Here is an 11,754-nt window from a genome sequence, read left to right as displayed (position 1 = left end):
CGGCCGGTCAACGCCGGTAGTGCTCTTCCTCGTCGCCCTGGATGGACAGCGAGTGCTCCTCGCGCATCAGGTACTTGCCATCGGTCTCCGAGCCCAGCTTGATCAGCAGGCGCAGGTCGTTGGCCGAGTCGGCATGCAACAAGGCATCCTCGTAGGTGATCTCGCCCTGGCTGTACAGCCGGTACAGCGCCTGGTCGAAGGTCTGCATGCCCAGCTCGTTGGAGCGGGCCATCAGCGGCTTGAGTTCATGCACCTCGCCCTTGCGGATCATGTCTGCGGCCAGCGGCGTATTCAGCATCACCTCGATGGCGGCGCGGCGGCCCTTGCCATCTGGGGTCGGGATCAGTTGCTGGGCGACCAGCGCCTTGAGGTTGAGTGACAGGTCCATCCATACCTGCTGGTGCATGTCCGCCGGGAAGAAGTGGATGATCCGGTCCAGCGCCTGGTTGGCGTTGTTGGCATGCAGCGTGGCCAGGCACAGATGGCCGGTCTCGGCGAAGGCCAGCGCATGCTCCATGGTCTCGCGGGTACGTACCTCGCCGATCAGGATCACGTCGGGGGCCTGACGCAGGGTATTCTTCAGCGCCACCTCGAAGGAGTCGGTATCGATACCCACCTCGCGCTGGGTAACGATGCAGTTCTGGTGTTGGTGGATAAACTCGATCGGGTCCTCGATGGAGATGATGTGACCGCTGGAGTTCTTGTTGCGATAGCCGATCATCGATGCCAGCGAGGTCGACTTGCCGGTGCCGGTGGCGCCGACGAAGATCACCAGGCCGCGCTTGGTCATGGCCAGCTGCTTGAGGATGTCCGGCAGCCGCAGTTCTTCCATGGTCGGGATATTCACCTCGATCCGGCGCAGCACCATGCCCACCAGGTTGCGCTGGTAGAAGGCGCTGACGCGGAAACGACCGATGCCGCGGGCGCTGATGGCGAAGTTGCACTCCTTCTTCTCGGCGAACTCCCGACGCTGGGCCTCGGACATCACGCCGAGCACGGTTTCCCGGGTCTGCTCCGGGGACAGCGGGGTCTTGGTCACCGGCAGTATCTTGCCGTGCACCTTCATGCTCGGCGCCACCCCGGCGGTAATGAACAGGTCGGACGCGCCCTTCTCGACCATCAGGCGCAGCAGCTTCTCGAACTCCATAGTTTCCTCGTCTCAGGGCGCGTTCCGGTGCCCCACAGTGTCTGTCAGAGGCTTTCGCCAGCCTTGGCCTTTTCACGTGCCGCTTCGCGGGTCACCATCCCGCGCGATACCAGGTTCTTCAGGCACATATCCAGCGTCTGCATGCCGATATTGCCGCCGGTCTGGATCGCCGAGTACATCTGCGCGACCTTGTCCTCGCGGATCAGGTTGCGGATCGCCGGGGTGCCGATCATGATCTCGTGGGCCGCGACCCGGCCACCGCCGATCTTCTTCAGCAATGTCTGCGAAATCACCGCCTGCAGCGATTCGGAGAGCATGGAGCGGACCATGGCCTTCTCCTCGCCGGGGAACACGTCCACCACCCGGTCGATGGTCTTGGCCGCCGAGGTGGTGTGCAGGGTGCCGAACACCAGGTGACCAGTTTCCGCGGCGGTCAGCGCCAGGCGAATGGTCTCCAGGTCACGCATCTCACCGACCAGGATGATATCCGGGTCTTCACGCAGCGCCGAGCGCAGCGCCTCGGAGAAGCCCAGGGTGTCACGGTGCACCTCGCGTTGGTTGACCAGGCACTTCTTCGATTCATGGACGAATTCGATCGGGTCCTCGATGGTCAGGATGTGCTGGTACTTGGTGCAGTTCAGGTAGTCGAGCATCGCCGCCAGGGTGGTCGACTTGCCCGAGCCGGTCGGCCCGGTGACCAGCACCAGCCCGCGCGGCACATCGGAAATTTTCTTGAACACATCGCCCATGCCCAGCTCTTCCATGGTCAGCACCTTGGAAGGAATGGTCCGGAACACCGCACCGGCACCGCGATTCTGGTTGAAGGCGTTGACCCGGAAGCGGGCCACGCCGGGCACCTCGAAGGAGAAGTCGGTCTCGAGGAACTCTTCGAAATCCTTGCGCTGCTTGTCGTTCATGATGTCGTAGATCAGCGCGTGCACCTGCTTGTGCTCCATCGCCGGCACGTTGATCCGGCGCACGTCGCCATCCACTCGAATCATGGGCGGCAGTCCGGCCGACAGGTGCAAGTCCGACGCGCCCTGCTTGGCGCTGAAGGCTAACAACTCGGTTATATCCATAGGGTTCCCCATTGCAACCTGCGAGCATGTAGAATGCACCGCAGGTCGGTTCCATTGGCAAGGTAGATAACGTCCGTAATGTCCACGATAGCAGAGAATATTGCAAACGTTCGTGAGCGCATTCTGTGCGCTGCGCACGCTGCCGGACGCGATCCGCAGGGCATTACCCTGATGGCGGTGAGCAAGACCCGGCCCGCCAGCGCGATCCGCCAGGCACATGCCGCCGGGGTGCGGGATATCGGCGAGAACTACCTGCAGGAGGCGCTGGAAAAGATCGCCGAGCTGGGCGATCTGCCGCTGACCTGGCACTTCATCGGGCCGATTCAGTCGAACAAGACCCGCGCCATCGCCGAGCACTTCGACTGGGTGCACAGCGTCGACCGGCTGAAGATCGCCCGGCGCCTGTCCGAGCAGCGCCCGGCCGAGCTGGCGCCGCTGAACATCTGCCTGCAGGTCAATATCAGCAATGAACCCAGCAAGGCCGGCGTGCCGCTGGCCGAGCTGGAGGTCCTGGCCCGCGAAGTGGCGAGCCTGCCCGGCCTGCGCCTGCGCGGGCTGATGGCGATTCCGGCGCCGGCCAGCAACAGCGAGGCACGCCGCCAGCCGCTGCGGGCGCTGCGCCAGGCCATGGCGGCGCTGCCGCCGCCACTCGACACCCTGTCCATGGGCATGAGCGATGACCTGGACGAGGCGATCGCCGAGGGCGCCAGCATAGTGCGCATCGGCAGCGCGCTGTTCGGCGCCCGCGACTATTCCACTTCACCTCTCGAAGGATGACTCACATGACAGCTCCGCGCATCGGATTCATCGGCGCCGGCAACATGGCCACCAGCCTGATCGGCGGCATGCTGCAGGGCAGCTTCAAACCGAACCAGCTGATGGCCAGCGACCGCAGCGACGAACAGCTGGAGCGGCTCGGCCGCCAGTTCGGCATCCACACCAGCACCGACAACGCGCAACTGGCCCGCGACTGCGATGTGCTGGTGCTGGCGGTCAAGCCCCAGGTGCTACAGGCGGTGTGCCGCGCGCTGCCGAATGAGCGCCGGGCCGGGCAACTGGTGATCTCGATTGCCGCCGGCGTTACCTGCTCCAGCCTGGCCGAGTGGCTCGGCGCCGACACTCCGCTGGTACGTTGCATGCCCAACACCCCGGCGCTGCGCGGCCAGGGCGTCAGTGGCCTGTATGCCGTCGAGCGGGTCAGCGACCAGCAGAAGAAGCTCACCGAGACCATCCTGAATGCGGTCGGCATCAGCCTGTGGCTGGAGCGCGAAGCGCAGATCGACGCGGTCACCGCGGTGTCCGGCAGCGGCCCGGCGTATTTCTTCTACCTGATGGAAGCCATGATCGACGCCGGCGAGCAGCTGGGGCTGCCACGGGAAATCGCCGAGCGCCTGACCCTGTTCACCGCCCTCGGTGCGGCGGACATGGCGGTCCACAGCGACGTCGACAGCGCCGAGCTGCGCCGCCGGGTGACCTCGCCCAACGGCACCACCGAGCAGGCCATCAACAGCTTTACCCGGGACGATCTGCCCGGCATGGTAGCCCGGGCGATGCAGGCGGCCGCCGCCCGTTCCGCCGAACTGTCCAAAGAACTCGCCTGAGGAGATGTCATGAACGGAGTGAATATGGCTGCGGTCTACGTGGTGCAGACACTGGGCAGTCTGTACCTGCTGATCGTGCTGCTGCGCTTCATCCTGCAACTGGTACGCGCCGATTTCTACAACCCGATCTCGCAGTTCATCGTGCGCGCCACCCAGCCGCTGCTGCAGCCGCTGCGCCGGGTGGTTCCAGGCTTTGCCGGCATCGACGTGGCCTCGCTGGTGCTGGCGCTGGTCGTGCAACTGGTGGTGATGGCGATCATCATCAAGCTGATGGGCTATGCCCTGCCCGCCGTGCTGCAACTGCTGGCCTGGTCACTGGTCGGTATCACCGCGCTGTTCCTGAAGATCTTCTTCTTCGCCCTGATCATCAGCGTGATCCTGTCCTGGGTCGCGCCGCAGAGCCACAATCCCGCTGTGATCCTGGTGTTCCAGCTATGCGAGCCGGTGCTGGCGCCGATCCGCCGCTTCCTGCCGTCGCTGGGTGGCCTGGACCTGTCGCCGATCTTCGCCTTCATCGCACTGAACCTGCTGGACATGCTGCTGATCACCAACCTGGCGATCGCCACCGGCATGCCGCGCGGGCTGACGTTGGCGCTATAAGGCGGCAGCCCGGCGAACCCACTGCCGGGTTGTCGCGCGCCTGCGCGACGACTGCATGGACGCAGGAGTCAGGGCGACGCAGGATGCCAAAGCCGGCGACTGCATGGCGTAGCGCAGGCGCGCTACACCCCCGGCCCGGCAGCCCGGCGGACATACCACCAGGCAGCTGGTATGTGTGGAACAGTCCGCGATATTGCACCGCGCCGTTGCGCTCTTTAGACTGACGCCTCGATCGTTGGCCGGCACGCAGCGGCCAACCCACACAGGAACAGAAAACCCCATGTCCAGATTCCCTGCTGATTCCGTCGGCCTGGTATCGCCACAACGCCATGTTTTCACCGAGCCACTGCAACTGGCCTGTGGGCGGAGCCTGCCGCAGTATGAGCTGGTCTACGAGACCTATGGGCAGTTGAACGCCAGCCGCAGCAATGCGGTGCTGGTATGCCATGCGTTGTCCGGCCATCACCATGCCGCCGGCTATCACAGCGAGGACGACCGCAAGCCCGGCTGGTGGGACGCCTGCATCGGCCCCGGCAAGCCGATCGACACCGAGCGCTTCTTCGTCGTCAGCCTGAACAACCTCGGCGGTTGCCATGGCTCGACCGGGCCGTCGAGCATCGACCCCGAAACCGGCAAGAGCTACGGCGGGCGCTTCCCGATGATCGTGGTCGAGGACTGGGTCAACAGCCAGGCCTGCCTGGCCGACCACCTGGGTATCGATTGCTGGGCCGCGGTGGTCGGCGGCAGTCTCGGCGGCATGCAGGCGCTGCAGTGGGCCATCGCCTACCCCGAGCGCCTGCGCCACTGCGTGGCGATTGCCACCGCCTCCAAGCTGTCGGCGCAGAACATCGCCTTCAACGAGGTGGCACGCCAGGCGATCGTCAGCGACCCGGACTTCCACGAGGGCGACTACGCTGCCTTCGGCGTGATTCCCAAGCGCGGGCTGGGCCTGGCGCGCATGGTCGGGCATATCACCTATCTGTCCGACGACGCCATGGGCCAGAAATTCGGCCGCGAGCTGCGCAGCGAGCGCCTCAACTACGACATCGGCAGCGTCGAGTTCCAGGTCGAGAGCTACCTGCGCTACCAGGGCCAGGAATTCTCCGAGCGCTTCGATGCCAACACCTACCTGCTGATGACCAAGGCACTGGATTACTATGACCCGGCGCGCACCCATGGCGATGACCTGGCCAGGGCGCTGGAGCCGGTCAGCGCCGGCTGCCTGGTGATCTCCTTCAGCACCGACTGGCGCTTCGCCCCGGCCCGTTCGCGCGAGCTGGCCAACGCGCTGATGGCCGCGCGCAAGGATGTCAGCTACGTGGAGGTCGAGGCCGATCAGGGCCATGACGCCTTCCTGCTGCCGATCCCGCGCTATGTCCAGGCGCTGCGCAGTTACATGAACCGTATCGAGGTGGACGCATGAGCCTGCGCGCTGACCTGCAGATCATCCAGAAGTGGATCCAGCCCGGCAGCCGGGTACTCGACCTCGGCTGTGGCGAGGGCGAGCTGCTGCACTATCTGCAGCACAACCGCCAGGTGCGTGGCTATGGCCTGGAGATCGACCCGGACAATATCAACGCCTGCATCGCCCGGGGCGTGAACGTGATCGACAAGAACCTCGACCACGGCCTGGACAACTTCGAGGATCGCAGTTTCGACACCGTGGTCATGACCCAGGCACTGCAGGCGGTGCACTATCCCGACCGCATCCTCGAAGACATGCTGCGCATCGGTCGCGAGGCGATCCTCACCTTCCCCAACTTCGGCCACTGGCGTTGCCGGCTGTACCTGGGGACCAAGGGTCGCATGCCGGTTTCCGAGTTCATGCCCTACACTTGGTACAACACCCCGAACATCCACTTCTGCACCTTCAAGGATTTCGAGAAGCTCTGCCATGAGCGCTCGGTGCGCATCCTTGATCGTCTGGTGGTGGACCAGACTCACCGCAGCAGCAGGCTGAGTGCGATGTGGCCCAACCTGCTCGGCGAAGTCGCCATTTATCGTGTCACGCGCTGACCAGGAGAACTGTTCATGAAACGCATACTGTTTGCCGGTCTGCTGATGCTCGCCGCCACCCTCGCCACCGCCCAGCAAGGCCCCGCTCAGAGCCCCCAGCGCTTTGGCGACCTGCTGGTGCATCACAACACCTTCAACAGCTCCTATCTGCAGCCAGAGATCGCCGCCGCGGCCGGGCTGCAGCGTGGCCCACGCCAGGGCGTGGTGAATATCGCCGTACAACGCCAGACCGAGCATGGTCTGGAAGTGGTCGACGCCCGCGTCGAGGGCACGGTGAAGAATCTGATCCAGCAGACCACACCGCTGAAGTTCATCCGCCTGCAGGAGCAGGACGCCATCTACTTCGTAGCCAACTATTCGGCGGGCCAGCGCGGCCTGCTGCAGTTCGAGGTACGGGTCCAGGCCGAGGAAGGCGCGCCGGTGCATACCGTACGCTTCCAGCAGGAGTTCCACCCCGATGAGTGACAGCGCACTGCCTTTCAGCCAGCTGGTACTGGCCAGCAACAACCCCGGCAAGCTCAAGGAGCTGCAGGCCATGCTCGGCGAGTATATTGAGGTGCTGCCGCAGAGCCGCTTCATCGATCAGGAAGCCGAGGAGACCGGGCTGAGCTTCATCGAGAACGCCATCCTCAAGGCCCGCCACGCCGCACGCGCCTCGGGCCTGCCGGCGCTGGCCGACGACTCCGGGCTGGCGGTGGATGCCCTCGGCGGCGCACCGGGCATCTACTCGGCACGCTATGCCGACGGCCAGGGCGATGCAGCGAACAACGCCAAGCTGCTGGAGGCCCTGCGCGAGGTGCCGGACGACCAGCGCGGCGCCCGCTTCATCTGCGCCCTGGCCCTGGTACGCCATGCCGATGACCCGGTGCCGATCATCTGCGAAGGCGCCTGGGAGGGCCGCATCCTGCATGCCGCCCGTGGCGAGCACGGCTTCGGCTATGATCCGCTGTTCCTGGTACCCGAGCTGGGCCTGTCCAGCGCCGAACTGCCCGCGCCGCAGAAGAACCGGCTCAGCCACCGGGCCCGGGCCATGGAGCTGCTGCGTGCGCGCCTGGGGCTGGCGTGACGCCGCTGCCGCCGCTGGCGGCCTATGTGCATATCCCCTGGTGTGTGCGCAAATGCCCGTACTGTGACTTCAACTCGCATACCTACGACAGCGGCCTGCCGGAAACCGAGTACATCGATGCCCTGATCGCCGATCTGGACGGAGATCTGCAATACGTCCAGGGCCGCCCGCTGGTATCGATCTTCTTCGGTGGCGGCACACCCAGCCTGTTTTCCGCCGCCAGCCTGGAGCGCCTGCTGCAGGCCATGCAGCAGCGGCTGCGGTTCGCCGAGGATATCGAGATCACCCTGGAAGCCAACCCCGGCACCTTCGAGCAGGCCAAGTTCAAGGACTACCGGGCCGCCGGCATCAATCGCCTGTCGATCGGCATCCAGAGCTTCAACCCCCAGCACCTCAAGGCCCTGGGGCGCATCCACGACGACCGCGAGGCACTGGCCGCGGTGGACATGGCGCGCCGCGCCGGCTTCGACAATCTCAACCTGGACCTGATGCACGGCCTGCCCGGGCAGTCGCTGGCGCAGGCACTGGCCGATATCGACCAGGCCCTTGCCCTGGGGCCGGAGCATCTGTCCTGGTACCAGCTGACGCTGGAGCCGAACACGGTGTTCTACAGCCGCCCGCCGCAACTGCCGGAAGACGAGGTGCTGTGGGACATCCAGGAGGCCGGACAGGCACGGCTGGCCGGGGCCGGCTATGCGCAGTACGAGATTTCCGCCTATGCCCGAGAGGGCCGCCGCGCCCGGCACAACCTCAACTACTGGCAGTATGGCGACTTCCTCGGCATCGGCGCCGGCGCGCATGGCAAGCTGAGCCACGCCGACGGTCGCGTCGAACGCTACTGGAAGACCCGACAGCCCCGCGACTACCTGAATCCGGACAAGGCGTTCCGCGCCGGCAACAAGATACTCACGGCAGACGAACTGCCCTTCGACTTCCTGATGAATACCCTGCGCCTGGTCGATGGCGTGCCCAGCGCCTGGTACCAGCAACGCACCGGCCAACCCATCGACAGCGCGGCGGCACGGCTCGACCAGGCCGTCCAGCGCGGCCTGCTGGAGCCCTGGCAACAGCAACTGCGGCCCACCGAGCGGGGCCGGCTGTTTCTCAATGATCTGCTGGAGATGTTTCTCTGACACCGTTGCCTGATCGGGCGAACATCGCCCTGTGCATCGTCAGCCTTTCGCTTCTTCCACGTCATCCTTCCTTAAACTCGTCATCCTTCGCCTTCGCGAAGGATGACGGAGAAGAAGCGAAGGATGACGGAGTTAAAGGATGACCGCGTTAAGTGAATAGCATTGCGGCCATCGCCGTTCTACATACGACCATCCGACGGTCCACATCACTCATGTCCAGTCATTCACAACATCCGGCCTCCCCTCTTGCACTTGCCGCTCGACGCTCAGCCCCCTACAGTGACTGATCATCCACCCCCTTCCGCGACCACGAGGTGCCCATGTCCCCGTTCAGCTTCGCCACCACCGCTCGCATCCTCTGTGAAACCGGCGCCGCCAGCCGTCTGGCGCAACTGTGCCGGGAGCGGGATGCGCAGCGGGTGTTGATCGTCACCGACCCCGGCATCACCCGCCTGGGGCTGCTGGGGGACATCCTGCCGGGCTTCGCCGACACCGGCATGAGTGTGGAGGTGTTCGACCAGGTGGTCGCCGATCCGCCGGAGCAGGTGGTGTTCGCCGCCGTGCACCAGGCGCAGGCGATGAACGCGCAGTTGATCATCGGCTTCGGTGGCGGCAGCTCGATGGATGTGGCCAAGCTGGTCGCGCTGCTGGCCCATCCGCATGCGACCCAGAGCCTGAACGAGGTCTATGGCGTGGACAACGCCCGGGGCCAGCGCCTGCCGCTGATCCAGGTGCCGACCACCGCCGGGACCGGCTCGGAAGTCACCCAGATCGCCATCATCACCACCGGCGCCACCACCAAGACCGGCGTGGTATCACCTTTGCTGCTGCCCGATCTGGCAGTGCTGGACGCCGAACTGACCCTGGGCCTGCCACCGGCGGTGACCGCCGCCACCGGTATCGACGCCATGGTGCACGCCATCGAGGCCTATACCAGCAAGCTGAAGAAGAACCCGCTGTCCGACCTGCTCGCCCGTGAAGCCCTGCGCCTGCTGGCTGGCAATCTCGACGAAGCGGTACACAACGGCAGCAACCGCGAGGCGCGCCAGGCCATGCTGCTCGGCTCGCTGCTCGCCGGCCAGGCCTTCGCCAACGCCCCGGTGGCGGCGGTGCATGCGCTGGCCTATCCGCTGGGCGGGCATTTCCATATTCCCCATGGCCTGTCCAACGCCCTGGTGCTGCCCAGCGTGGTCGCCTTCAACGCCCCCGCCGCCGAGGCCCTGTATGCTGAACTGGCACCGCTGCTGGTAGCGGACTGCAAGCCTGGCGACGCCGCCAGCCTGACCGACCAGTTGATCACCGCGCTAGCGCAATTGAGCCCACGCTGCAACCTGCCCAGCCGCCTGCGCGACGCCGGCGTACCGGAAGACAGTCTGGAGCTGCTGGCCAGCGAGGCGATGCTGCAACAACGGCTGCTGGTCAACAACCCACGCGAAGTCACCGAAGCCGATGCACTGGCGATCTACCGGCAGGCGTATTGAAACTCTGGCTGGCCTGTCGGCCAGCATCGCGGCGAGGCGCCGCTCCTACGGGAAATCGGCCAAGGGCTCCGGTGGTAGCGGTTATGGCAAGCCTCACCGCAGTGCCGACCGAGGCGGGTCTGACTGGTTGTGCCGCTTGCTGCCTATCTATTGTAGGAGCGGCGCCTCGCCGCGATAGCGTCCGCAGGACGTCCGGGTTTTCCGCCATCAATACAATATAAGCAACGAGTACGAGTAACTGATGACCACCAAACCCCAACGCAGCGACTACCCCTACCTGCACCCCATCACCACCCGCTGGCACGACAACGATATCTACGGCCACATCAACAACGTCACCTACTACGCCTTCTTCGACAGTGCGGTGAACACTTGGCTGATCAACGAGGGTGGGCTGGACATCCACCAGGGGCAACAGGTGGCCTTTGTCGTCAGTTCCGGCTGTGATTACTTCCAGCCGGTGGCCTTTCCCGAGCGGATCGAGATCGGTGTACGGGTGGCCAGACTGGGCAGCAGCTCGGTGCATTATGAGCTGGCACTGTTCAAATCCGACGTGGCCGAGGCCTGCGCCGCCGGGCGCTTCGTGCATGTGTTCGTCGAGCGCGCCAGCAACCGCGCCTGCCCGATACCAGCGGGGCCACGCGCGGCGCTGGAGCGCCTGCTGGTCAGCCGTTGATCACTTGAACGGCCGCTCGTCCCACCAGGGATAGAAGTCCGGGCGGTCCTGGCTCGGACGCAACTTGAACTCCGGCGCGCGTTTCTCCAGGAAGGAGCGCACACCCTCCTTGGCATCCTCCGACTCGCCCATGAAGGCAATCGCCCGCGAGTCGATCTTGTGCGCTTCCATCGGATGGTCGGCACCGAGCATGCGCCAGACCATCTGGCGGTTGAGCAGCGCCGACATCGGCGCGGTGTTGTCGGCGATCTCGCGGGCCAGGGCATAGGCCGCCGGCAACAGCTCGTCCGGCTCGTGGATACTGCGGATCAGGCCACCCTTGAGCGCCTCCTCGGCACCGAATACGCGGCCGGTATAAGCCCATTCCAGCGCCTGCATGGGACCCACCAAACGCGGCAGGAACCAGCTGGAGCAGGCCTCCATGGTGATCCCGCGGCGGGCGAAGACGAAGCCGAACTTGGCATTGGTCGAGGCCAGGCGGATATCCATCGGCAGTGTCATGGTCACCCCGACACCCACCGCCGCGCCGTTGAAGGCGCCGATCACCGGCTTGGTGCATTCGTAGATACGCAGCGATACCGTGCCGCCGCCATCGCGCAGATCGGCACCTTCCGGCTGATCGCCGCGGGTGTGGCGGTTGAAGGTATCGCCGCCCTTCTCCAGGTCAGCGCCGGCGCAGAAGGCCCGACCGGCACCGGTGACGACGATTACCCGGACCGCATCATCGGCATCGGCGGCATCGAAAGCGGCGATCAGCTCGCGACGCATCGGACCATTGAAGGCGTTCATCCGCTCGGGACGGTTGAGGGTCAGGGTGAGGATGCCATCCTCTACCTGATAATCGAGGGTTTCGAATTGCATGGCGGGCTCCGTAGCAGATGGGGTTCTGGATGGGAGTCAGTGTAGGAAGTGGAGCCTGCCCCGGCCATTACTCTTGGTAATTGCTATGCGGGGT

At 65.1% G+C, this 11,754-nt stretch carries 13 protein-coding genes; 10 read left to right on the top strand and 3 right to left on the bottom strand.

Annotation, left to right across the window (positions count from 1 at the left end; translation table 11 throughout):
* Window positions 1–7 precede the first annotated feature (7 nt).
* On the bottom strand, window positions 8–1,147 hold the full coding sequence (locus H6X51_RS13605; protein ID WP_185268034.1) for a PilT/PilU family type 4a pilus ATPase: 1,140 nt from the start codon (window positions 1,145–1,147) through the stop codon (window positions 8–10).
* Window positions 1,148–1,191: 44 nt separating this feature from the next.
* The gene (locus tag H6X51_RS13600; protein ID WP_185268033.1) at window positions 1,192–2,226 is read right to left on the bottom strand and encodes a type IV pilus twitching motility protein PilT; all 1,035 of its coding nucleotides are present in this window, start codon (window positions 2,224–2,226) and stop codon (window positions 1,192–1,194) included.
* 78 nt (window positions 2,227–2,304) lie between these two features.
* Between H6X51_RS13600 and H6X51_RS13595 the strand changes: the two genes are divergently transcribed.
* The 10 genes from H6X51_RS13595 to H6X51_RS13550 all read left to right on the top strand — a co-directional run bounded on the left by H6X51_RS13595 (window position 2,305) and on the right by H6X51_RS13550 (window position 10,799).
* Window positions 2,305–3,003 carry a YggS family pyridoxal phosphate-dependent enzyme gene (locus H6X51_RS13595; protein WP_185268032.1) on the top strand — a complete coding sequence of 233 codons (699 nt, stop codon included), beginning with the start codon at window positions 2,305–2,307 and terminating at the stop codon, window positions 3,001–3,003.
* Window positions 3,004–3,008: 5 nt separating this feature from the next.
* Complete coding sequence (gene proC, locus H6X51_RS13590; RefSeq protein WP_185268031.1) at window positions 3,009–3,827, top strand: pyrroline-5-carboxylate reductase; 819 nt, start codon at window positions 3,009–3,011, stop codon at window positions 3,825–3,827.
* A gap of 9 nt (window positions 3,828–3,836) precedes the next feature.
* On the top strand, window positions 3,837–4,427 hold the full coding sequence (locus H6X51_RS13585; protein ID WP_185268030.1) for a YggT family protein: 591 nt from the start codon (window positions 3,837–3,839) through the stop codon (window positions 4,425–4,427).
* Between the two features lie 280 nt (window positions 4,428–4,707).
* On the top strand, window positions 4,708–5,850 hold the full coding sequence (gene metX / locus H6X51_RS13580) for a homoserine O-succinyltransferase MetX (RefSeq protein ID WP_185268029.1): 1,143 nt from the start codon (window positions 4,708–4,710) through the stop codon (window positions 5,848–5,850).
* A 2-nt stretch (window positions 5,851–5,852) separates the two neighbouring features.
* Window positions 5,853–6,443, top strand: a complete 591-nt coding sequence (gene metW / locus H6X51_RS13575) for a methionine biosynthesis protein MetW (protein ID WP_185268067.1) — start codon at window positions 5,853–5,855, stop codon at window positions 6,441–6,443.
* A gap of 15 nt (window positions 6,444–6,458) precedes the next feature.
* Window positions 6,459–6,908 carry a DUF4426 domain-containing protein gene (locus H6X51_RS13570; RefSeq protein WP_235991347.1) on the top strand — a complete coding sequence of 150 codons (450 nt, stop codon included), beginning with the start codon at window positions 6,459–6,461 and terminating at the stop codon, window positions 6,906–6,908.
* Window positions 6,901–7,509, top strand: coding sequence for an RdgB/HAM1 family non-canonical purine NTP pyrophosphatase (rdgB, locus tag H6X51_RS13565; protein ID WP_185268028.1), 609 nt, complete (start codon window positions 6,901–6,903; stop codon window positions 7,507–7,509). Before H6X51_RS13570 ends, rdgB begins: the two co-directional genes overlap by 8 nt.
* Complete coding sequence (gene hemW, locus H6X51_RS13560) at window positions 7,506–8,642, top strand: radical SAM family heme chaperone HemW (protein WP_185268027.1); 1,137 nt, start codon at window positions 7,506–7,508, stop codon at window positions 8,640–8,642. Before rdgB ends, hemW begins: the two co-directional genes overlap by 4 nt.
* Window positions 8,643–8,962: 320 nt before the next feature.
* On the top strand, window positions 8,963–10,123 hold the full coding sequence (locus H6X51_RS13555) for an iron-containing alcohol dehydrogenase (protein WP_185268026.1): 1,161 nt from the start codon (window positions 8,963–8,965) through the stop codon (window positions 10,121–10,123).
* Window positions 10,124–10,364: 241 nt separating this feature from the next.
* Window positions 10,365–10,799, top strand: coding sequence for an acyl-CoA thioesterase (locus H6X51_RS13550; RefSeq protein ID WP_185268025.1), 435 nt, complete (start codon window positions 10,365–10,367; stop codon window positions 10,797–10,799).
* On the opposite strand, the gene H6X51_RS13545 is transcribed toward H6X51_RS13550, so the two are convergent.
* Window positions 10,800–11,660 (bottom strand): crotonase/enoyl-CoA hydratase family protein, encoded by an 861-nt coding sequence (locus H6X51_RS13545; protein ID WP_185268024.1) that lies wholly within the window; start codon window positions 11,658–11,660, stop codon window positions 10,800–10,802.
* Window positions 11,661–11,754: the final 94 nt, after the last annotated feature.

The organism is Halopseudomonas xiamenensis, assembly GCF_014219065.1.
GTDB classification, from domain to species: domain Bacteria; phylum Pseudomonadota; class Gammaproteobacteria; order Pseudomonadales; family Pseudomonadaceae; genus Halopseudomonas; species Halopseudomonas xiamenensis.
Note: the sequence above shows the minus strand (reverse complement) of the source record. Positions and strands in the feature narration are given on the sequence as shown.

Coding starts and splice junctions, on each gene's coding strand:
- H6X51_RS13605 (WP_185268034.1), bottom strand. CDS start 1,147: ATGGAGTTCGAGAAGCTGCTGCGCCTGATGGTCGAGAAGGGCGCGTCC.
- H6X51_RS13600 (WP_185268033.1), bottom strand. CDS start 2,226: ATGGATATAACCGAGTTGTTAGCCTTCAGCGCCAAGCAGGGCGCGTCG.
- H6X51_RS13595 (WP_185268032.1), top strand. CDS start 2,305: ATGTCCACGATAGCAGAGAATATTGCAAACGTTCGTGAGCGCATTCTG.
- proC (WP_185268031.1), top strand. CDS start 3,009: ATGACAGCTCCGCGCATCGGATTCATCGGCGCCGGCAACATGGCCACC.
- H6X51_RS13585 (WP_185268030.1), top strand. CDS start 3,837: ATGAACGGAGTGAATATGGCTGCGGTCTACGTGGTGCAGACACTGGGC.
- metX (WP_185268029.1), top strand. CDS start 4,708: ATGTCCAGATTCCCTGCTGATTCCGTCGGCCTGGTATCGCCACAACGC.
- H6X51_RS13570 (WP_235991347.1), top strand. CDS start 6,459: ATGAAACGCATACTGTTTGCCGGTCTGCTGATGCTCGCCGCCACCCTC.
- rdgB (WP_185268028.1), top strand. CDS start 6,901: ATGAGTGACAGCGCACTGCCTTTCAGCCAGCTGGTACTGGCCAGCAAC.
- H6X51_RS13555 (WP_185268026.1), top strand. CDS start 8,963: ATGTCCCCGTTCAGCTTCGCCACCACCGCTCGCATCCTCTGTGAAACC.
- H6X51_RS13550 (WP_185268025.1), top strand. CDS start 10,365: ATGACCACCAAACCCCAACGCAGCGACTACCCCTACCTGCACCCCATC.
- H6X51_RS13545 (WP_185268024.1), bottom strand. CDS start 11,660: ATGCAATTCGAAACCCTCGATTATCAGGTAGAGGATGGCATCCTCACC.